The sequence below is a fragment of the Thalassotalea fusca genome, from assembly GCF_053485835.1.
On sequence record NZ_JBQRUN010000003.1, the window covers coordinates 14,966 to 37,337 of the forward strand.

The window sequence follows — 22,372 nt, forward strand, 5'->3', positions numbered from 1 at the left end:
GCTGAAATATCAGGCGTCTACACTGCTGCTTTGTTCCAGAGTTTTTGGTTTTCAGATATTGAAAAATAATCATTAGCCTGCCAACAACGCGGCAGTAAATCTAACTTTTTCCGTTCTTGATAATTTGACGCTAACTTTTCAAGAATTTCGTTTAATCGGGTTTTGCTGATGGTAGAAAACTGTTGGGCCGTTTCAACAAAATACAGATTACGTTCAGGAGGTAGAGCTATGTCCTGTCCAAAACTCAAAAAAGTGAGATGACGGGTTGCTGTGCGGCATAGTGGGGAATCTGGTGCCTCTGGGTATAGTTGATTGACGATGGCATATTCGTATCGATCAACTTGTTCACCATTTTCAGACTCTGGAATATAAGTTACACCAAATCCTTGGGGAAAATCTCCCGTGATTTTGCGAAGAGAGTCCACAACTAATGGACAACACGTGCCCCGTTCCGCATTTTGGTCGAGCGCTTGGTAAACTTTAGGTAACAACTTAAAGTTGTAACTGCTCTTAGTTGAAAGAATGATGGAAGCGTAAATTTGCGGTACTTTGAGTAGATTACCTATGCCTTCTTTCGGAGCGACACTCTCTTTTAGCAGTTGCTTCATGAACACTAATTTTTTATGTTCATTAATATTGAATTTGTCTCGGTCTGCTTTTGAGTTACCGACATATATTGGCGCGCCAATACCATCGACTAGAAATTTAAGCGTTTCACGATAATTTATTTGCAGGAGTTTTTTTCGCTCCTCAACTTTAAGCGTTCTGTGCCTATTACTAGCCCCTTCCTTGCCGTTTAGGATTGATTGAGCATCCGGATGATAATTTCCAATATCCTGCATTAAAGAAGCCATTAGCAATGGAATTTTTACATTTTCAACAAATGCCTTATAGGCTGCTGGATCGTGTGAGGGAAACTCTTTGTACTCTTCGCCTGAAATATTTGCTTTAAAAGCATGAATATAGCCAGAAGATACAATGCTCGCCTCTTCAATACACAGCTGATCGAGTAGTCGTAAGCACAATACCGCGCGATATAAAGGCTTATGCTTTTCATTGATTTCGGCTACACGCATGCCTTCCGTTGGACTAATTAGTTGAATAATGCCTAATAACTGCGCCGTTTTACGATTAGTTTCTTTAAACGTTGTCCCTTCTGTACACGTGAGAATGTCCTGACAAAGCGTATACAAAGATTTGTGCCGTTGGCTACTCTCGTACCGTAAATCTTGTTTAAATTCTCTAAATTCGGCTTCTAATTGGTCGATTCGCTGTTGATCTTTAGCCGTCTCATTCGCAGTTAGTTCATTCACTTCAAACTTAAGTTCATCAAGTTTGTGTTGATTAATAGGTTGCGCTTCATAATAGGCAAGTGCTTGATCCAGCAGCGAGTCTTTAACCACGCTACTGTCATAGAGCTTTTTCAGCAATACTTTTACATGTTTAGTGGAATGCGTATCACTGTGTTTCTTAATCGACATGAAACCTTTCTATAAGTAACCTTCTAATTAATAACTAATAATCGCGCAAAAATGACCGTTCTGCAATTTCTTACCGCAACAATATTACATTCAGCTATAGCTAAGCCTTCTTATCTTCGTCAAGTAACCCCTTAATTTTCACGGGCGTGCTTCGGTTACTTAGTTGCTGACAAATGGCCACTAAGTCTGAATGTAACCCACCGGCAGTCACATCGCGACCAGCACCTGGGCCTCTAATAATTAACGGATTGTCGCAATACCAATCACTCGTAATTTGGAAAATATTGTCACATGGAGATAAATTAGCGAAAGCATCATTTTCTGGTAAATGTTCTAGTCCTACGCTGGCAACTAGCTTACCACCGTTGTTAGCAAACCGTGCGACATACCTAATACAAAGCCCACTCGCTTTCGCTTGTGAAAATTCAGATAAGAAGAAATCATCTAGTCGCTCAGCTTTAGCAAGAAATGATTCCTTGTCGATATCGCGTAATGATTCAGGTACTAGATTTTGTACTTCAATGTCGGTGAGTTGTAACGAGTATCCTGCTAATCGCGCTAAAATCAGCAGTTTGCGCTGCACATCTCTACCCGACAAATCTTCACGAGGATCGGGCTCAGTTAACCCTTGTGCTAATGCATCTTTCATCAACGTTGAAAAAGGTACTTGTGCATCATACTTTTGAAATAGCCAAGACAGCGTACCAGAAAAAATTCCAGCTATTTCTCTTATTTCATCCCCGCTATTGAGTAAATCTTTAATCGCATAATTCACTGGTAATCCTGCGCCAACAGTTGTGTTACCCAACCAGATACTGTGATTGGCTTTAGCGAGTGTCAGCAGGTTTTCATAATTTTCGGTATCAGAAGAAGCGGCCCATTTGTTTGCACCGATAACATGAATACTTTGTTTAAAAAAAGCGGGATATAACGCGCTAAATTCCTCACTAGGGGTGTTATCAACCACAATAAGCTCATCGTAAGGATGATTCTTTAACCATGACAACAGTAATTCGTTGTCATATGTTTGTGCAAATCGTTCAAACTGTTCGTTAGCTTGTTTGACATCAATACCGTCATTATTGATTAATGCTTTTTTCGAGGTTACCAAACCTACTAAGTGAACATTTTCAAGCGCCTCAACTTTGTTTAACTGCGTTGGTAACATTTCAATAAATCGTTTGCCAATATTGCCTAGTCCTGCCACGACCAGTCCAATAGTACGAGCATCTTTCGTCATGTCATGATGAATATTATTGAGCAATTCAACTGAACATGGTCGTGCAAGTATAGCGATTAAACTGTGCTTACTTTCCGCAGGCAAAATATCGATTGGCTCTTGCGTTTTTAATGCCCGCCTAAACCGTGCGCGAACACTGCCATGCGTCGCTACTTTATGTCCAACCGTTGCCAGAATTGACACTGGTTTGAATAACACTTCTTTATCGCTGCTCGCCAGAAATTGACTAACAGATTTTTGCTGTTCTTGGCGAATAACAGCTACCCCTTTTTTACTATCAAAGCAGATTGGGTCAAAAAGCGCAGCGGCATGCTTACCTTGGTCAGCTAATAATCCTTCAGATCGAACTAACAGCAAGTCATTCAAAAAAGTCACTGAAAGTTCCTGTTTGGCAATCTGGCCAAATTTTCCGATTTCAGTACCGCCTACTTCCGGGGCAAAACTACTTGCCACATGTAAGTGGGTCGCATGCTGCTCTAATGGTTTCAGCGTTTTAGCATGTAATACAGGATTACCTAATCGACCGAGTTCACGTGCTACACCATTAGGAAGACGATGTAGCTTACGCGCCAATGACACCATACGAGGATCAGCACTATAGATACCATCTACATCGGTCCAAAGAGTGACATTACTGGCTTGTGTTATGGCAGCCATAATCGTTGCAGAATAATCACTGCCATTTCTACCTAGCGTCTTTGTTAGCCCTGCTGCATCACGGCTAATGTAACCAGTTACCACGGTTAAACTGCTTGGTTGTACAAGTTCTTGAAATCTCTTAGTACTTTGGTCAAAATCTACGTTGCAATTCACTTCATTATCAATGCGTAAGAAGTCACGCGCGTCAATCATATGGCTTGGACAAACTTGTTGGTTTAGAACAGCTGACAACAATCGTGCTGACCATACTTCACCAAATGCCAATATATCATTGATATACAGTGCTATATCTTCACTTATCCACGATTTTAACTGCTCAATATCAATTTGAAGCAAGTCAAGTAGTCTTGCTGCACTACCTTTGTTTAATAGCGCTGTAATCAACTCGTGTTGGCACAATTCTAACGCTTTGATAGATTCTGCTAAGGCAGCATCGTGTGCCCTTGCTTGTTCAATAATAGAGAATAGCGCATCAGTCGTGCCACCATTGGCTGATACCACAACAACATCGTTTAGTTGACAATGCTGTTTGATGATTTCAACGACACGATTAATACATTGCGTTGATGCTAAGCTACTGCCACCAAACTTATGGATTTGAATCGTATGTTTCAACAACTGGTTGTTTGCGGCGGCTAATACTTCATTTTCAATTCTAGCGTTCATTATTAATACCAAATATGTTCCTAACCAGCGTCAAACTTGTTGACTTGCTAATAATCCTTGCGCCAAATCGGCAAGAATGTCTTCTATATCTTCGATGCCAACAGAAATACGCACCAACGATTGCGTTATACCCGCCTCTTCCTGCGCGGCTAATTCCATACCAGCATGTGTCATTGTTGAAGGGTGACTAATTAAGCTCTCAACACCGCCGAGCGACTGAGCGAGTGTAAACAGCTCGAGTGCATCAAATAAACGCGTAACGGCTGCTATACCACCTTTTACTTCAAAGCTCATCATTGCACCAGATGAAGATTGTTGTTTAATTGCGATGTCATAGCCTGGATGACTTTCAAGTCCAGGATAGTAAATAGCATCAATGGCTTCATGCGCAGATAAAAAAGTGGCAACGGCATCCGCATTTTGTTGATGTTGTTGCATTCTTACCGGTAGCGTTTTCAGCCCTCTAAGTGCCATATAACTGTCGAATGCAGAACCTGTAATACCAATACAATTTGCCCACCACGCGAGTTCCTCGCCCAATGCTTCTGTTTTCGTGACCAAAACACCACCAACAATATCGCTGTGTCCATTAATAAATTTTGTTGTGGAATGAAATACAATGTCTGCACCTAGATCTAGCGGCCTTTGCAGAATGGGCGACAAAAAGGTATTGTCTACCGCGACCAATGCACCAACAGCTTTACTCGCCTTTGTAACTTTTTCGATATCGACTAAGCGAAGTAGCGGATTGCTTGGCGTTTCGATTAACACGACCTTTGGCTTTGACTGAAGTGCTTCTGCTAATGCCGGTTCATCATTCTGATCAACAACGATTAACTTAAATTGACCTTTTTTAGCCAGATGTGTAAATAGTCTATAGCTACCGCCATAGCAATCATGAGGAATAACGATGGTGTCGTCGACTGTCAGCAATTGACAAATAAGATGAACAGCTGACATGCCTGTACTGGTAACGATGCCAACTTGACCATTTTCAAGTTCAGCAATAGCTTGCCCAAACAAAGATCGGGTAGGGTTGCCTGTTCGAGAATAATCGAAATCTCGTTTGTCGTTAAAGCCTTTTAAAGAATAGGTACTAGAAAGGTGAAGCGGAGGGACGACTGCGCCATGGTGTTTATCACTATTGATACCCGCTCTTACTGCGGTTGTGGCAAATTTTTTCTGTGACATGCAAGCCCCTAAGTTAACTTTAACCATTTGGATGTTTGGACGTCTATAACTCTAAACAATTTAAAAAACACCGTCAAGCCATTTTAGACATCTAACCCTCTACACATTCATAGTTGACTCAAACAAAACAACTAGTAAAATTCTCTTATTATAATAAAGAATTTTACTAATGAGGTATGTCCATGGCAGAGTGGAATGGTGAGTATATCAACCCATATGCAGAACATGGCAAAAAGAGTGAGCAAGTAAAAAAAATTACCGTCTCAATTCCTTTGCGTGTTTTAAAAGTGTTAACTGACGAGAGAACACGCCGACAAGTTAATAATTTAAGACATGCGACTAACAGCGAGCTGCTATGCGAAGCTTTTTTGCATGCTTTTACTGGTCAGCCGCTGCCAGATGATGCGGATCTTGCTAAAGACAATCAAGAAAAACTCCCTGAAAGTGTTCGTAAGGCGCTTGAAGCGCGTGGAATTACGGATTTCAGCGAATTTGAAAGTAAGGATGATTAATACCAATCTGCATAAAGGATTGGTATAAGCCTTTAGGCACGAAAAAGCCAGCTTTATAGCCTGTCTCTTATACACAAATCCCTGCTAAGTAATTAGCAGGGATTTTTTGAACTAAATTAAACCTGCCAGAGAAAGTGCCTAATATGTCATGGGCTTATCAAGAACTGGCTAAATTAGGTGGCTGGAAAGATACCAAACGCACAGGCCGTGCTTCAGTTAAGGTGATATGGCAAGGATGGTTTAAATTGAAAACCATCCTTGAAGGTTATGAGTTAGCTCAGTCTCTTGAGTCTGACTTGTGATCAAGAGACAGGCACACAACGCTGGCTTTTTTATTGCGCTAAAATATGGCTACCTTTAGTCTGCCATATAATTTTCAGGCAATTCTAAAGCAGCAACGCCTGAATCTATTGCTGCCTGCGCAACGGCTTTTGCTACCTTAGCACATAGACGCTTATCCATAGGTTTTGGAATAATATAGTCAGGACCAAATTCCAACGCTTCATCTCCTGATGCTGTTAAAACTTCTGCCGGAACAGGCTCTTTAGCAAGTTCACGAATAGCATGTACCGCAGCAACTTTCATCTCATCATTAATAGTACGTGCACGAACATCTAGTGCACCTCTAAAAATAAACGGAAAGCATAATACATTGTTCACTTGGTTAGGATAATCAGAACGCCCTGTTGCAACGATAACATCATTGCGAGCGGCCATTGCAACTTCAGGTTTAATTTCTGGATCAGGATTCGAGCAAGCGAAAATAATTGGTTTATCAGCCATCATTTGAACATGTTCTGTTGATAGTAAGTCTGGACCTGAAACACCGACAAATACGTCTGCGCCATCAATAACATCTTCCAATGTACGCTTATCGGTATTATTGGCGAACAACTTCTTATATTCGTTTAAGTCATCACGACGCGTATGAATAACGCCTTTGGTATCTAACATGTAAATCTTTTCACGTTGGGCACCGCATTTAATCAAAAGCTCCATACATGCGATTGCCGCAGCCCCTGCCCCCATGCAAACGATGTTGGCATTTTGAATGGATTTACCTTGGATATCCAAAGCATTCAACATCCCAGCCGCTGTTACGATTGCCGTACCATGTTGATCGTCGTGAAACACAGGGATCTTACAACGCTCTATCAGCGCCTTCTCGATAGCAAAACATTCTGGCGCTTTGATATCCTCAAGATTTATACCGCCAAAACTGTCGGCAATGTTAGCAACTGTGTCGACAAATTCTTCCACAGTCTTGTGTTTAACCTCAATATCAAATGAATTAAGGTTGGCAAATCTTTTAAATAACAATGCCTTGCCTTCCATGACCGGTTTAGATGCCATAGGCCCCAGATTACCCAACCCTAAAATAGCGGTACCATTGGTGATTACCGCTACGGTATTACCTTTGGCCGTATAACGGTACACATCCTCTGGGTTTTCGGCAATCGCTCTGACTGGCTCTGCAACACCTGGGCTGTATGCAAGAGACAGGTCTAAGCTGGTTTCCGCTGGTGTTGTTAATTCGACAGAAATCTTTCCCGGTGTTGGGAATTCATGATAGTCCAAAGCTTGCTGTCGTAAATCGGTCATGTCTTTATCCTAATGCGTTAGTTGTAATTTATACACTGCTCGGAGCAGTCAGCTATTTTCGTTCTTTTTATTATTGCAATATATGTTATTGCAAACAGACTTGATGATTCAAGGGTATTTATATATAAAAATTAGCTACAAGCTATATTAAATATAGACTTACTAACAAAATAATTCACATAAACAATCGAAATACTGACTATATTTATTCACTTATCTATATAAAACTAAAAGTTCTGCCCAAAAACCTAAAGAAGCGGCACTTTATGCAAGTTTGCCAAGTTCAATACAGTTTGCAGAATTTGAATACATTTAACTTCCATTCACAACAAATACAAGAAATATTAGTTGCAGTAAAAATCAGACTCAACATAAATAGCCGAATATTTATGCAACCAATATAGTCGGTCCTGTTTCACCTAAAATCGCTCTAGTAGCATGGAAAAAACTATAACGTGAGTCAAAAAAAACGGCTCTAGTAGTTAGAGCCGTTTTCGATAAAGCGAATTAAATGCTTAACGCATTAGCTTAGTCATTAAATGGATTAACTAAGATAATCGTTTCATTTCTATCTGGGCCTGTAGAGATGATATCTACAGGTACGCCTGTCACTTCTTCAATGCGCTTAATATAAGCTTTAGCATTAGCTGGAAGTGCATCTACCGACGTTGCGCCAACTGTTGATTCTGTCCAACCCGGCAACTCTTCATAGACCGGTGTTACTTTTTCGTAGCCTTCAGCAGCCGTTGGCGGCACGGTAATAACATCACCAAATTCTGTTTTGTAGCCTGTACAGATTTTCAATGTCTCTAAGCCATCTAAAACATCAAGCTTAGTTAAACAGAATCCGCTAATACTATTGATTTGAATCGCACGATGCATAGCAACAGCATCAAACCAGCCACAACGACGCTCACGACCTGTAGTCGCGCCAAATTCATGGCCAACAGTACCTAAATGATTACCAATTTCATCATTAAGCTCTGTAGGGAAAGGTCCTGAACCAACACGTGTGGTGTATGCTTTCGTTATACCTAAAACATAATCAAGGTAGCGTGGGCCAAAACCACAGCCAGTTGCAACACCACCAACTGTTGTATTTGAAGATGTAACGTATGGGTACGTACCATGGTCGATATCTAGTAATGTGCCTTGTGCACCTTCAAACATGATAGAATCACCATTCTTACGTGCTTGATCAAGCAACTCAGTGATATCCGCAACCATGCCTTTGATAATTTCAGCAACATTCATGGCATCAGCTAAAACTTCTTCATAGCTGATAGGGTCTACTTTGTAATATGTTGTCAAAACGAAATTATGGTACTCCATAATTTCCTTTAACTTCGCCGCAAATGTTTCAGGGCAGAAAAGGTCACCAACGCGTAGACCACGTCGAGCTACTTTATCTTCATACGCTGGACCTATGCCACGGCCAGTAGTGCCAATAGCTTTGCTACCACGTGCTTTCTCACGTGCTGCATCAAGCGCATTATGATAAGGCAGTATTAGAGGGCACGCATCGCTGATTAGCAATCGTTCGCGAACAGGAACTCCACGATCCTCTAACATTTTAATTTCTGTCATTAATGCTTTAGGACAAAGCACTACACCGTTGCCAATTAGACATTTTACGTTATCACGCAAAACACCTGACGGAATTAAATGAAGTACGGTTTTTTCACCATTGATGACTAGCGTATGACCTGCATTGTGGCCGCCTTGGTAACGAACAACATACTTTGCTTTGTCCGTTAATAAGTCAACAACTTTACCTTTACCTTCGTCACCCCATTGGGTGCCCAGAACTACGACGTTTTTACCCATGTTTTCAATTTAGAAAGAAAATTAGGCGGGGATTCTATCAAATTCTGGAACTCAGTCCAAGCACTTGTTGGTGGAATTTAAAGCAATTTTAAAATCCGACAATTTTTGAATAAGTTACGGGTTTATGATTAAACCGAAAAAAAGATCAAACTACCAATTAACACTAATGTTATACCTATTCGGCGAATATTCTGTGGGCTTTCATTGATAAGCTTCACAACATACGCCCGCCATTTGTTAGGAAATAGTGCAGGAACAATTCCCTCAAGAATAAACGCTATTGCTAGGGCTTTAATGAATAACTCAATCGTCATTTCTATTTTAACCTTATTTTCAGGGGCTATTAGCTAAAAAAAACCATGACACATGTCATGGTTTTTTTCGATTAGTCATCACTATTTTTTCGCTGTGTTGCTTTTCAAGTAATGAAAGAAGTCGCTATCAGGTTTTACTACCAGCATATCGTCCTTACTATTAAAGGTATTTTCGTATGCAGCTAGGCTTCTGTAGAAGCTATAAAACTCGGGATCTTTTTTGTACGCATCTGCGTATACTTTCGATGCTAAAGCATCACCTTCACCACGAATTTCAAATGCTTGTTTTTGAGCATTAGCTAACATAACCGTTACTTTGGCATCGATAGTAGCGCGAATTATCTCCGCCTGCTCCTGACCTTGAGAGCGATGCTCTTTCGCTACAGCATTACGTTCGGCACGCATACGATCGTAAATTGAATTACTCACCTCTTTCGGTAAGTTAATCGCTTTTACACGTACGTCAATTACTTCAATACCCAAATCTTGGCGACTGCTAGCAGCACTTTCCAACGCTTTTGACATTATCGCGTCGCGGTCACCAGAAACGATTTCTTTGATCGTCCTAGAACCAAACTCGGTACGCAAACCATTATTAATTTTCTGTTTTAATAATGCCCGAGCATTCTCTATTGAACCAGTCGTTCTCAAGTAATAAGTTGAAAAATCAACGATACGCCACTTTGCGTATGAATCAACCATCAAGTCTTTTTTCTCAGACGTAACAAAACGATCGGCTGGTTCATCAAGTGTTTGAATTCGCGCATCTATCTTTTTAACATTTTCAATTAACGGAAACTTAAAGTGCAAACCAGGTTCATAAACCATCATTTCTTGAGTCGCTGAATCACGCTTGATTTTGTTGAACTGAAAAACAATTCCGCGCTGTCCTTCAAATACGATAAACACTGAAGAAACAGTCAAAATAAACAATACGGCAACAACCGCTACTATAAAGTTTTTCATTGATTAATTTCTCCCGCTGCTAAATCTATCTGTTCGACCCGATAATGTAGGCGAAGTGTTATCAGACGGTGTTGATTGCGACATGTTTGGCACCGTAGTAGGGATAGTTCTCATAGGCGAGCCTTGCTGCTGCATGATTTTATCTAGCGGCAAATACAACATGTTATTACCCCCTTCAACATCAACCATTACTTTACTTGTATTACTATACACTTTTTCCATGGTGGCAATATAAAGGCGATCACGAGTCACTTTAGGCGCAGCTTGATATTCAGGTAATATCTTCTCAAAACGAGCAACCTCACCCTGCGCATCTAATACGATTTGCTCTTTATAAGCCAATGCCTCTTGCTCTAAACGTTTAACTCGTCCACGAGCTCTTGGTTCAATGCCTTTAGCATACGCTTCCGCTTCACGAAGAAAACGCACTTCGTCTTCTTGTGCTGCGATTGCATCATCGAATGCATCTTTTACATCTTCCGGCGGACGCGCATCTTTGAAGTTAACATCGACGATAATCAAACCTAAATTGTATGGTTCGATTATTTTGTCTAATTCGCTCCAAACAGACTGACGCACTTGTTCACGACCACTCGTTAACACATCGTCCATTTTTGCATGGCCAACAACATATCTAAGTGCACTATCTAAAGACTGACTTAAACTATCGTCTGCATTAGTAACACTAAAGACATAGTTTCTTGGATCAACCACACGATATTGAATCTGCATTTCTACGAGAACTACATTTTCGTCCTGCGTAAGCATGAATCCAGAAGCAGGTAAATCACGTGTCGTTTGAATGTCGACAGGAATAATGCGATCAATAAATGTCCATTTCCATCCCAGACCAGGCTCCACTGTACCAGCATATTGGCCAAATCTTAGTAAAATGCCTTTCTCTGCTTCTTTAATGGTATAGAAGCCACTAAATGCATAAACCAACACAGCAATGATCAGCGCTAAACTAATGCCAACACTTGAAAAGCTTTTACTTGGGCCAGATGGTTTTTTACCAAAAACACCGCCAACTTTATTGCCTAAATCTTTAAGAAGATCATCTAAATCAGGTGGCCCTTGATCTTTACCACCTTTGTTTTTCCAGGGATCTTTATCATTATTCCCCGGTTCATTCCACGCCATAACGTACTCCGCTATATAAAATTAAAATCTTTTGATTGGTCAATGTACCAATTAGTTAATTCGCAATGAACTGCTTAATAGCAGCTTCATCTTGTTTTATAAATTTGTTCCAGTCTTTTTTTGATAACCGAATATCGACAAGGCAATTGCCCTGTTCGTCGTAATCTTCACGGTCAATACAATTGAGTTTGTATAGTTGACCCTTAATTTTTCCGTAATTCGGCGGGATTCTAAGACTGTAACTCACAATTTGTCTATCAAGTCGCTCCGCCAGCGCTTCAAATAATAATGATTGCCCTTCACCTGTTTGTGCAGAAAGCCACACACGTATTGGCAGGCCGTTTTCATCCCGGTCTATACGAGGTGCAGCATCATCAAGTAAGTCAATCTTATTACATACTAATAAAACAGGCACCTCGCCAGCACCAATTTCATCTAATACGGCTTCAACTTGTTCGATGTTATCTTGACGTTTGTCATCAGCAATATCAACAACATGCAACAGTAATTCTGCTTCACGCGTTTCCGTCAATGTTGCCTTAAAAGCAGCAACTAAGTCATGTGGTAAGTGACGAATAAAACCAACGGTATCCGCCAGTATGATTCGACCTACATTTTCCACATCAATTTTACGCAATGTTGGGTCGAGCGTCGCAAATAATTGATCGGCAGCATACACCTCAGCTTGCGTTAATTGGTTAAAGAGCGTTGACTTACCAGCGTTGGTATACCCAACTAATGAAACCGTTGCCAGCTCTGCGCGATTCCTTGCTCGACGACCTTGCTGACGCTGCTTTTCAACTTTTTCTAGCCGTTTACGAATATTGTTCATGCGCTCGCGTAACAAGCGTCTATCCGTTTCTAGCTGAGTTTCACCCGGCCCTCTAAGGCCAATACCACCTTTTTGGCGCTCTAAGTGAGTCCAGCCTCTAATTAAGCGCGTGCTAATGTGCCTTAGTTGCGCCAACTCAACCTGCAGTTTACCTTCATGGGTGCGTGCACGTTGAGCAAATATGTCTAATATTAGCGTTGTACGGTCAATGACTCGACATTGACAAACTGCTTCGATCTGCTTTTCTTGAGAAGGGGACAAGCTATGGTTAAACAAAACCACGTTAGCCTCAAATAAACGCACCGCCTCGGCAATTTCTTCAACTTTGCCACTACCAACGAAATACTTTGAATGTGGTGTATTTCGCTTACCCGTAACAACGCTTAATGCATTAACTCCCGCAGAACTTACAAGCATTTCAAATTCTTGTAAATCCTCTCGGGTGTTTTCATCTGGAAAATCAATATGAACAAGTATCGCCTGTTCACCCGCCTGATACCTATCAAACAAACGAACTACTCCACACAATACTACATTTGTTCATTAATCCTGAGAATCCATTGGTTGATTAAAACCAGTCTGATTTTGTGGTGCTGTATTCACCGCGCGTGCAGGCACGACAGTAGAAATAGCATGCTTGTATACCATTTGACTCACGGTATTCTTGAGTAATATTACGAATTGATCAAACGACTCAACTTGGCCTTGCAGTTTGATACCATTAACTAAATAAATTGCTACAGGAATGCGGTCACGACGTAGTGCATTCAAAAATGGGTCTTGTAAAGATTGCCCCTTTGCCATTATTTGGCCCCTTTTGTTATTTTTAGTGAAAACGTACGCATAAATTAAAATACTATATTAGCTCTTTTTTATAATAAAACTAGCCGCTTAGTACTAAAACAATTATACAACATAGTTTAAAGTTTGCTTAACTGTGTCAAGACTATCTCAAGATTATTTTGACTTTCCATATCTAGCCACTCTAGATTCGGCCAATTTCTTAACCAAGTCAACTGGCGTTTTGCTAATTGTCTCGTCGCGCAAATACCACGAAACACCATTTCTTCTTCATCATAGTCACCATTCAAATGTTCCCACATCTGACGATAACCTACACAACGAATTGATGGAAGATTCTCATGCAAATCTTTGCGCTTACGTAAGTGCTTAACTTCGTCCTTAAACCCCTGCTCCATCATCATATGAAAGCGGAGGGCAATTCGCTCATGTAAATCAGCACGCTCTTTGGGTGCTATTGCGAATTGTAGAACATCTCCTTGTAAACTCTCACCTTTAGTCTCTGTTAATTGTGACAAAGTATTTCCAGTCAAGCGATACACTTCGATCGCACGAGTTAAGCGCTGTGGATCGTTCGGGTGTATACGCTCAGCAGCAATAGGGTCTATTGATGCTAAATAGGCGTGTAATGCGTCCCAGCCTTTTTCATTAGCCTCATCTTCTATTTGCTGTCTTATTGCCGGCGATGCGTTAGGTAATGGCGATATACCTTCAATCAAGCTCTTAAAGTACATCATAGTGCCTCCCACAAGTAGTGGGATTTTGTTACTGGCACGGATATCAGCGATTTCTCTAAGTGCGTCTTTACAAAAATCAGCCGCCGAATAACTGTCTTTCGGATCAAGCAAATCGATCAGCCGATGAGGATACTTGCTCAATTCCTCGTCTGTCGGCTTAGCAGTGCCTATGTCCATGCCCTTATAAATTAAGGCAGAATCAACACTAACTATTTCACAAGGCAAAGCATCGTACAGCGCCATCGCAAGCGCTGTTTTGCCAGACGCGGTAGGTCCCATAAGACAAATTACGGGAGGCTCATGCGTTGTAAGATACTTTTCTATCGTCGAAATTGCTGACATATCGGGTTATTGAAACTGCTTTAGGGTCGATGTGAGGTCGACCTCCACCGTTTTCAAGTCTAATTGCTCAACTTGATCGTTTAAATTTAGTTTTAACCAACGATTCCAAATGGATAAAGACGCTTCTTTTGATACTTTTTGCTGAACACATACTGAAACCAATGCCATACGCCATGGTTCATCATTTACTAATTCGTTAGCATCTATTCGGTCTACATACTCAAAGATTTGTTGCAAGCTACTCAATACGTCCGTTTCTCTAAGCAAAGCTGGAAATTCACGAATTTGATACACCATCCCTTTAACAGAATTAAGCACTACACCCATTCGTTGCCAAAATTCGGCGTGGCGCTCATATAAACACTTTTGGCTTTCGGTCAACGTTATCCGGATTGGAATTAGCAACGGTTGGCTCGTTAAACTTCCTCTCCATTGCTGCTGAATTGACGACATAACAACGTCAGTGTGTAACTGTTTGAGTGACACTATACGCAAATTACCCTTGAGAGAAAGTAGCCCATAATGTGGTTCGACAAAATGGAGCCATTGAACGTCGTCACTTTGAAGAACATTTGATTCATGAGTTGTTTCAACAGTATCCGATAGACGACTTGGACCACTGTTTGATGCTATTACATCCGGTGTTAATGCTTTTGGCGTCATGAGTTCATGATACGCTTTATTCGCGTCGGCCATCGATCCGTGAATTGCATTATCACGCCGTGTTTCAGAACGATATGAAGTGTTTGCACCAGAAGAAGCAAACACTGCCTGACTGCGCAGCGGTGCAATATATTCGGGCTCTAACGGTTCTGCTAGTGCTTGTGTAGACAGTTCCTGTGTTGCCGGAACGACAGATTTTGCACAAACAGAAAGAATAAAATCATGAACATAACGTCCTTGATGAAATCTCACTTCATGTTTGGCGGGGTGAACATTAACATCTACTTCACGATAATCAAGTTCTAAAAAGAGCACGAATGCAGGATATGTTTCCGCTGCAATGTGCTCACCATAAGCTTGTCGAATAGCATGATTAATTAATTTGTCACGCATCATGCGCCCGTTCACGTAGCTATAACAGAGGTCATTTTGATTACGTGTATAACGCGTGTTGCCCAACCAACCCCATAAATTCATGCCATCGTGCTCTACAGCGATTTCAATAGCATTCTCAACAAAACTGTTACCACATACTTGCGCCACTCGCTTGTAGTAATGTTTTTTATCAGCTTGTAACCGATATTGTCGCACCAGCTTTTGGTTGTGCGTCAGAGTGAATGTGACATCGAATCGCGCTAGAGCAATGCGACGAATAACTTCATCAATATGACTGAACTCGGTTTTTTCTGTACGTAGAAACTTTCGGCGAGCTGGCGTATTGAAAAATAAATCTACAACGTCAATCGTTGTGCCGTTAGGGTGTGCCGCAGGTTTAACTTCGACCTGCATATCTCGGCCTTCAGCAGTAGCTTGCCAAGCAGCTTCTTGGTTTTCCGGTTTAGAGGTGAGCGTTAATCGTGAAACCGAACTTATACTCGCCAGTGCCTCGCCCCTAAATCCAAGACTACTTATGCCTTCTAAATCACGAAGATCTTTAATCTTACTCGTGGCATGTCTGCTCAGTGCCAATGTGAGTTCGTCTTTTGCAATACCTTTACCGTTATCCGATATGCGTATTCGCTTCGCCCCGCCTTTCTCAATATCAATTTTTATCGAGGTTGCACCTGCATCTAAGCTATTTTCAACTAACTCTTTTACAACTGAAGCTGGGCGTTCAACCACCTCTCCTGCAGCTATTTGGTTAGCGAGTTGAGCCGGTAGTATTTGTATTGTCATCTATTATTCTGCGCGTGGTATTTTAAGCGTTTGGCCAATGCGAACGACATTAGAATTCATTTTGTTCGCTTTTTTTATCTGCTCTACGGTCACTTTGTATTTTTTTGCCACTACCGACAGAGACTCTCCGCGATTAACTTTATGTTTATGATAACCGATAGAAGCATAATAGCTGCCCATTGGCGGGTGTTCAGTAAAGTATTGTCGGATGCCTTTAAAAACAGCATCGGCTAATTTTGCTTGATGTGTGCGAGAAAGCAAGTTTTTCTCTTCGTTGTGATTAGAAATGAAACCAGTCTCTACGAGGATAGAGGGGATATCAGATGACTTTAGCACACCAAAGTTACCGTGTTGTGGTGTTTTCTTGTGCAATTTAGTCACTTTTCGCAAATACTGTATGACATCGTTTGCCATGCCTAGGCTAACTTCCAATGAATGTTCTTTATTCATATCAGCCAGCGTTTTGGCCAGATTATCATCTTGGGTATTTTTTATGACGCCGCCACCACCGCCAAGTAGCTCTGAGTTTTTCTCACGGTTTACCAACCAACGCGCTAATTCACTTTCAACACGACGGTTTGAAATTACCCATACAGACGCACCATATGGTTGTGGAGTATAAAAAGCATCCGCATGAATCGATACCAATAGATCCACCTGCTTTTGCCGAGCGATTTCACTACGACGTCCGACTGGCACATAATAATCACCTGTGCGAATCATCACCGCCTTCATGCCCTTTTCAGCATCAACCAATTGCTGAAGTTTCTTGGCAATTGCCAACGTGACACGCTTTTCATGCGTGCCCTTATGACCAATCGATCCTGGATCATCGCCACCATGACCTGCATCGATACCGATGATTAAGTCTCGTTTATCGTTCGGCGGTATTTTCTTAGCCGTTTGACTCGCGCGTTGCTTGTCAAACAAATCAATCACTAATCGGTGACCATATTGACCAGCAGGAGCCAAAGGAAAAATAGTTAAATCATAGCTTTCCTGTAACTCCAAGACTAAGCGAATCGATTTCGCATTTTTCGCTTTAGACGTGCGAATTTTTTTGATCCGCTTATCTTTGGCAGCAAGGTTTGTTAAGGCAACCGCGTTTCTTGTATCTTGTAAATCAATGACCAGCCGCTGAGGAGAAGACAAAGAAAAATAGCTGTATTCAGGCTTACTCGCTAAATCAAATACAACACGTGTATTTTCCGGTGCAGGCCAAATACGAATACCATCAATCTCGTTAACGGCATAACTTGGAAAGATAACTATTAACAAGACAATAGATGAAATTAATTTCATCAAACAACTTGTAAAACCTCTCATAGTTACCTCGAAATGCTACTGCAACAAACTCACAAGCTGATGACCAATATCAGTATATGCCGATATTTGTAATCGCCTGTGCTCGTCTTGGTATTCTATATCAATAATTAAATCTGGATTCGCCAATAGACCTGTGCCTTTTTCTGGCCATTCAATAAAACAATTGCAATGCTCTGCAAAGTAATCTCGAATTCCCATAAACTCTAGCTCTTCAGGATCAGCAAGTCGGTATAGATCAAAATGATAAACCTGCCAAGTACCGAGTTCATACGGCTCCACTAGCGTGTAAGTTGGGCTTTTTACGTTGCCAGTATGCCCCATGCCTTGAACAAAACCACGCGTCAAAGTAGTCTTTCCGGCACCTAAATCGCCATTAAGGTAAACAACAATTCCTTTATTTAGACTCGATTTAACGAGATCAGCCATCTTCTGACCAAATGCAACTGTTCCCAGTTCGTCTGAAAGTGTAAATTGTTTAGAAATCAACGGTGTAGTTGACAACATAAGCGTTAAGCTTCCTCATTTAGTAAGTATTGAATCTCATGGAACAAATCACTCGCCAAGATGCCTGCCTGCCCTTGTCGCGCAGCAACATAGTCAGCCGCTTTACCATGTACATAAACAGCAAGCCGAGTTGCTTCACATAAATCTTGCATTTGTACCAATAATGCCCCAATTGTACCTGATAATACATCGCCCATGCCACCAGAAGCCATTCCTGGATTACCAGAAGTATTCACCCATACGTTCGAGCCGTCGGATATTAGACTGCCTGCACCTTTTAGTACACATATCCCGCCATATTTTACTGCGATATTTCTCACAGCCTGATATCGGTTGCGTTCAATATCACTTACACAAACTCCCAACAGTTTTGCGGCTTCACCTACATGTGGTGTCAGCACCCAATTGTTCCTTGGCTGAATGCAGCCGATCTTGCTTAAAAAATGCAAGGCATCGGCATCCATCACCAGTGGCTTATCTTGAGCAAACGCTAGTTTGAATAGCCTTTCTGCCCATTTATCTCTGCCTAGCCCTGGCCCACAAACCAGTGCACGTGCTCTTGTCAAAAGACGTTGCTCAATAGCAGTGTCAGATTCACCACAAGAAAACATCAACTCAGGCCGACCGTTGGCGACAATGACTCTATTGTCACGATGACAATGCACTGCGACTAAACCTGCCCCACTGCGTAAAGCCGCTTCGCTAGTTAGCCTAATAGCACCTGGCATGCCGATATTCCCTCCTACCGCCAGCACTAATCCAACACTGTCCTTATGGCTATTAACATGTCGCTTTTGACGTCGAGGGATCGCTTTTTCATTTTCAATGTACACGTTACTGTTGACCATCGATTGAAATAACTGACCAATACCTAAGTCTGCCAGAAAAAGTTTTCCGGTATAGTGCAAAGCGTTACCCGTAACGAGCCCTAGTTTTGGCGCAATAAATGTAACGGTATGAGTAGCTTTGATACATGTCTTGGCTGGTGTCCCTGAAGTAGCATTTAGGCCGGAGGGAATGTCAACGCTTATGACTGGAATAGCAGTCTGATTTACTTGCGTTGCACAAAGAGCATAATTGCCCGCAAGCTCCCCTTTGAAACCTATACCAAACAGACAGTCAACGATGCATTCAACTTGCAGCTGCCTGATGAATTCACCGGACAATGTAGCATCAGAAATATTCATAATAGAGATATTTTGATCGCTAAGTTTTTCAAATGCCGTTAATGCGTCTCCTTTGAAGACAGAGACTTCACAGAAAGTAACAACGGTCACTTGCCAGCCTTGTTGTTGGGCTAATCTAGCGATAACAAACCCATCTCCACCATTGTTACCCTTACCACACAACACGCAGATCTTACTTACTTCTGGCAAATGTCGTTTGATATGTTCAAATACAGCGTGCCCTGCACGTTCCATTAGTTCATAAAGGTTAATGCCTAGCTTATTCGCGACATTACCCTCATTTTCCAGCACTTGTGTCGCTGAATAAGCAGATTGTGGTAAACTCTCGAGCAGTGCTACTGTCATTTTTAATTCGTCATCATTTCATGCAAGCTATTACTATCAACTATCAAGAATTAGCCGAGAAAATCAAGGCTTGGGGAAAAGAATTTGGCTTTGCCGAAGTTGGCATTGCTGATATTGATTTAAGTGAACATGAAGCTAAGTTAACGGAGTGGTTAGAAAACCAGTACCACGGTGAAATGGATTACATGGCCAGACATGGTCTTATGCGCGCGAGACCAGCTGAACTCGTTCCTGGCACGATTCGCGTAATCAGCGTTAGGATGGACTATTTACCCGCTAATGCGAAATTTGCAAAGATTCTCAAAGATAAGGATCAAGCCTATATTAGTCGTTATGCCCTTGGGCGCGATTATCATAAATTAATGCGAAAACGGCTTAAACAACTGGGTGATAAAATTCAGGCCCACTGCGAAAATTTTAATTTTCGACCATTTGTCGATTCAGCACCTATTTTGGAACGCCCACTTGCTGAAAAGGCAGGGTTAGGCTGGATTGGCAAGCACAGTTTATTACTCAACAAACATGCTGGTTCATGGTTTTTCTTAGGTGAACTACTGGTCAATATTCCCCTACCCATTGATAAAGCGCCAAGCAACGACTGTGGTAATTGTGTGGCCTGTATTAAAATTTGCCCGACAAACGCCATTGTTGCACCTTACACAGTTGACGCCAGACGGTGCATATCCTACTTAACCATCGAGCTTAGAGGAGCTATTCCAGAAGAATTCAGACCGTTGATCGGCAATCGTATTTATGGCTGCGATGACTGTCAGCTTATTTGTCCATGGAATAAATTTGCGTCGCTAACTAACGAAGATGACTTCAGTCCCCGACAACAACTTGACGAAATCAGTTTGCTAACGTTATTTGCGTGGACAGAGACAGAATTTTTAGAAAAAACAGCGGGTTCCCCAATCAGACGCATAGGATTTGATGCGTGGCAACGCAACATTGCCACCGCGCTAGGCAACGCACCATACAACGATCAAATAATAAAAGATCTCAGTGAGAAATTAGCCTCCGCTAGCCCATTAGTCGCTGAACATATTGAATGGGCACTCAGCCAGCAGGCTGAACGAAAGGCACAAGCTAAAGTGGATGCCAATATACGTCTCACTGGGCGTTTGATTCGCTCAATTGAAAAAGGCTTACCCAGAGACGCCTAGTAGCAATGTTGCTCGACTAATCGTCAGTGTCTGTACTGCTGACAGTTTCGGTCAACTGCTGCCATTTTTCTATGAGTTCTTGAGCAACCTGTCCAGTCTTTCCTTCTAATTTTTTGCCATTTAATGCAGTGAGGACAGATTCAGACAATTCATTAAATGAATCTTCATACTCATTTCTTTCTTTAGATGAAATTAACATCTTGAGGAGGCTAATCGAAAATTTGTGATTGCCCGGTGCCAGTTGAATTGCTTGACTAATCGATTCAATTGCTGGCTTTAACCTGTCTTTTTCTAGGTGCTCCATAGCCATTTCATACAAATGTTTCGGCGTAAAATGGATATCTGAGCGTTCTTTCATTTCTTGCTCAACATATCGATTAACCACCTGGCTGGTTAAAGACTCGCCTGAAATTTGGTTTTTTATCGCCTGTAACAACTTCAATGCTTCTTCTCGCATTCCCAGTTCATGGAACACTTTAACTTTATCTAAGTTATCCTCTAGCCGAGGAGTTGGCTTTAAAGATATATGTGCTTCTATCAATCGCTCAGCCAGCTTATTATTGTCGCGGGCAATATGTATTCTCGCTTGAGCGACCATTACTTGCTCTTTAAACAAATGCGCATCGCTATAACTCGACTCTAATTTTTTAATGTATTGCTCAGTTTGGCTTAGCAAGTTATCGGCACTGCCGTCTGTGATGGTGGTAGCCAAATCAACTCCTGCTCTTATAACATTGAGCAGAATTTCCGGCGAATCATGAATAGAGTTTTTAGCATGAATAGCAATATTTTTGGTCGCTTGATATTGCCCCATATGATCATGATTTAATCGCGCCAGATCCCATGACTTTTTATTGCGTTCAATATTTCGCGGCGATAACGCTGTCGCTTTTTTGATTTCTTCATACGCAAGATCATATTTTTCATTTTCGATATGGTACTGCGCTAACATATCGTGCATCGCAAAGCGGGTTTCTGGACGTTTGATTAGCTTTTCTACCATATCATTAACGTCATCGATTCGGCCTTGTTTAAGCAGCGACTTCACATAGCCAGTGTATACCCACGAATATTTGTACTGAGTTAACAATTGCTTATAAAACGTTTCGGCATCTGAATATTCGCATAATCGCAGTAACGCTTCGCCTTTTAAGCGGTTTATTTGCGGATGATACTTCGCCAGCTTTTTATTAAGTAAGTGGCGATCAGCGTAATAAATCGCTTTGGAATATTCTTTATTGTCCATCGCCCAATAGACATTAAATAATATCCGCTTTATTTCTAAGGTGTATCGCATCCTTTCTTGAACATGTTTTGGAGCCAAAGGCTTCACCCAAAAATCATCAGGTTGCAACTCAATAATTGAGTTAACCAGTGACTCACCCGTTTCAGCACTCAAAAATATCAAAACGGTCGTTTTGGTTACGTACCCTTTAAATTTCAGTTCTTCGAGAAGATGAAATCCATCTTTGTCACTTTGAAAATCGAAGGAGCAAATAATAATGTGGAAGTGTATCTCGTTACATAAGCGCAAGCCATAATAGGCACTCTGTGCACTTCTTACTTCTCGTACGCCCATACCATAAAGAGCCTGTTTAAGCACATCATGCACCAAGGTGATGTTGTCGATAATCAACACGTTTAATTGGCTGACATCTCGCAGTGAATTTTTTAATTCTTCATCCATTAAT

The 22,372-nt window shown here is 41.4% G+C and carries 18 protein-coding genes and 1 pseudogene; 3 read left to right on the top strand and 16 right to left on the bottom strand.

The window, feature by feature from the left end:
- Positions 1–17: 17 nt before the first annotated feature.
- The 3 genes from ACSLUK_RS04475 to metB form a co-directional block, all read right to left on the bottom strand.
- A complete protein-coding gene (locus tag ACSLUK_RS04475; RefSeq protein ID WP_448547324.1) occupies positions 18–1,481 on the bottom strand; it encodes a hypothetical protein in 1,464 nt (487 codons plus the stop codon).
- 100 nt (positions 1,482–1,581) lie between these two features.
- Positions 1,582–4,047, bottom strand: coding sequence for a bifunctional aspartate kinase/homoserine dehydrogenase II (gene metL, locus ACSLUK_RS04480; RefSeq protein WP_448547325.1), 2,466 nt, complete (start codon positions 4,045–4,047; stop codon positions 1,582–1,584).
- Positions 4,048–4,077: 30 nt separating this feature from the next.
- The gene (gene metB / locus ACSLUK_RS04485) at positions 4,078–5,238 is read right to left on the bottom strand and encodes a cystathionine gamma-synthase (RefSeq protein WP_448547326.1); all 1,161 of its coding nucleotides are present in this window, start codon (positions 5,236–5,238) and stop codon (positions 4,078–4,080) included.
- A 182-nt stretch (positions 5,239–5,420) separates the two neighbouring features.
- On the opposite strand from metB, the gene metJ reads away from it, so the two are divergent.
- Both metJ and ACSLUK_RS04495 read left to right on the top strand, forming a co-directional pair.
- Positions 5,421–5,750, top strand: a complete 330-nt coding sequence (gene metJ, locus ACSLUK_RS04490; RefSeq protein ID WP_448547327.1) for a met regulon transcriptional regulator MetJ — start codon at positions 5,421–5,423, stop codon at positions 5,748–5,750.
- A gap of 125 nt (positions 5,751–5,875) precedes the next feature.
- Positions 5,876–6,052: pseudogene (locus tag ACSLUK_RS04495) on the top strand (IS4 family transposase); the annotation flags it as partial.
- Positions 6,053–6,107: 55 nt separating this feature from the next.
- On the opposite strand, the gene ACSLUK_RS04500 reads toward ACSLUK_RS04495, so the two are convergent.
- The 12 genes from ACSLUK_RS04500 to ACSLUK_RS04555 form a co-directional block, all read right to left on the bottom strand.
- Positions 6,108–7,352 carry a malic enzyme-like NAD(P)-binding protein gene (locus ACSLUK_RS04500; RefSeq protein ID WP_448547328.1) on the bottom strand — a complete coding sequence of 415 codons (1,245 nt, stop codon included), beginning with the start codon at positions 7,350–7,352 and terminating at the stop codon, positions 6,108–6,110.
- Between the two features lie 528 nt (positions 7,353–7,880).
- Positions 7,881–9,179, bottom strand: coding sequence for an adenylosuccinate synthase (locus ACSLUK_RS04505; RefSeq protein WP_448547329.1), 1,299 nt, complete (start codon positions 9,177–9,179; stop codon positions 7,881–7,883).
- 128 nt (positions 9,180–9,307) lie between these two features.
- Positions 9,308–9,493 carry a DUF2065 domain-containing protein gene (locus ACSLUK_RS04510; protein WP_448547330.1) on the bottom strand — a complete coding sequence of 62 codons (186 nt, stop codon included), beginning with the start codon at positions 9,491–9,493 and terminating at the stop codon, positions 9,308–9,310.
- Positions 9,494–9,574: 81 nt separating this feature from the next.
- On the bottom strand, positions 9,575–10,459 hold the full coding sequence (gene hflC, locus ACSLUK_RS04515; RefSeq protein WP_448547331.1) for a protease modulator HflC: 885 nt from the start codon (positions 10,457–10,459) through the stop codon (positions 9,575–9,577).
- Between the two features lie 3 nt (positions 10,460–10,462).
- A complete protein-coding gene (gene hflK, locus ACSLUK_RS04520) occupies positions 10,463–11,602 on the bottom strand; it encodes an FtsH protease activity modulator HflK (RefSeq protein ID WP_448547332.1) in 1,140 nt (379 codons plus the stop codon).
- 55 nt (positions 11,603–11,657) lie between these two features.
- Positions 11,658–12,944, bottom strand: coding sequence for a ribosome rescue GTPase HflX (gene hflX / locus ACSLUK_RS04525; protein ID WP_448547333.1), 1,287 nt, complete (start codon positions 12,942–12,944; stop codon positions 11,658–11,660).
- Positions 12,945–12,977: 33 nt separating this feature from the next.
- Complete coding sequence (gene hfq, locus ACSLUK_RS04530) at positions 12,978–13,238, bottom strand: RNA chaperone Hfq (protein WP_448547334.1); 261 nt, start codon at positions 13,236–13,238, stop codon at positions 12,978–12,980.
- Between the two features lie 116 nt (positions 13,239–13,354).
- Positions 13,355–14,314: a tRNA (adenosine(37)-N6)-dimethylallyltransferase MiaA gene (gene miaA / locus ACSLUK_RS04535; protein ID WP_448547335.1), complete on the bottom strand. Its 960-nt coding sequence runs from the start codon at positions 14,312–14,314 to the stop codon at positions 13,355–13,357.
- Between the two features lie 6 nt (positions 14,315–14,320).
- Positions 14,321–16,153 (bottom strand): DNA mismatch repair endonuclease MutL, encoded by a 1,833-nt coding sequence (gene mutL / locus ACSLUK_RS04540; protein ID WP_448547336.1) that lies wholly within the window; start codon positions 16,151–16,153, stop codon positions 14,321–14,323.
- Between the two features lie 3 nt (positions 16,154–16,156).
- Positions 16,157–17,455, bottom strand: coding sequence for an N-acetylmuramoyl-L-alanine amidase (locus ACSLUK_RS04545; protein ID WP_448547337.1), 1,299 nt, complete (start codon positions 17,453–17,455; stop codon positions 16,157–16,159).
- Between the two features lie 39 nt (positions 17,456–17,494).
- A complete protein-coding gene (gene tsaE / locus ACSLUK_RS04550; RefSeq protein ID WP_448547338.1) occupies positions 17,495–17,983 on the bottom strand; it encodes a tRNA (adenosine(37)-N6)-threonylcarbamoyltransferase complex ATPase subunit type 1 TsaE in 489 nt (162 codons plus the stop codon).
- 5 nt (positions 17,984–17,988) lie between these two features.
- Positions 17,989–19,515: an NAD(P)H-hydrate dehydratase gene (locus ACSLUK_RS04555; RefSeq protein ID WP_448547339.1), complete on the bottom strand. Its 1,527-nt coding sequence runs from the start codon at positions 19,513–19,515 to the stop codon at positions 17,989–17,991.
- 20 nt (positions 19,516–19,535) lie between these two features.
- Here ACSLUK_RS04555 and queG point away from each other — a divergent pair, with 20 nt between their 5' ends.
- Entirely contained in the window at positions 19,536–20,681 is a 1,146-nt protein-coding gene (gene queG, locus ACSLUK_RS04560) for a tRNA epoxyqueuosine(34) reductase QueG (RefSeq protein ID WP_448547640.1), read from the top strand.
- A 16-nt stretch (positions 20,682–20,697) separates the two neighbouring features.
- Here queG and ACSLUK_RS04565 read toward each other — a convergent pair whose 3' ends face one another.
- Entirely contained in the window at positions 20,698–22,368 is a 1,671-nt protein-coding gene (locus ACSLUK_RS04565) for a response regulator (protein WP_448547340.1), read from the bottom strand.
- Positions 22,369–22,372: the final 4 nt, after the last annotated feature.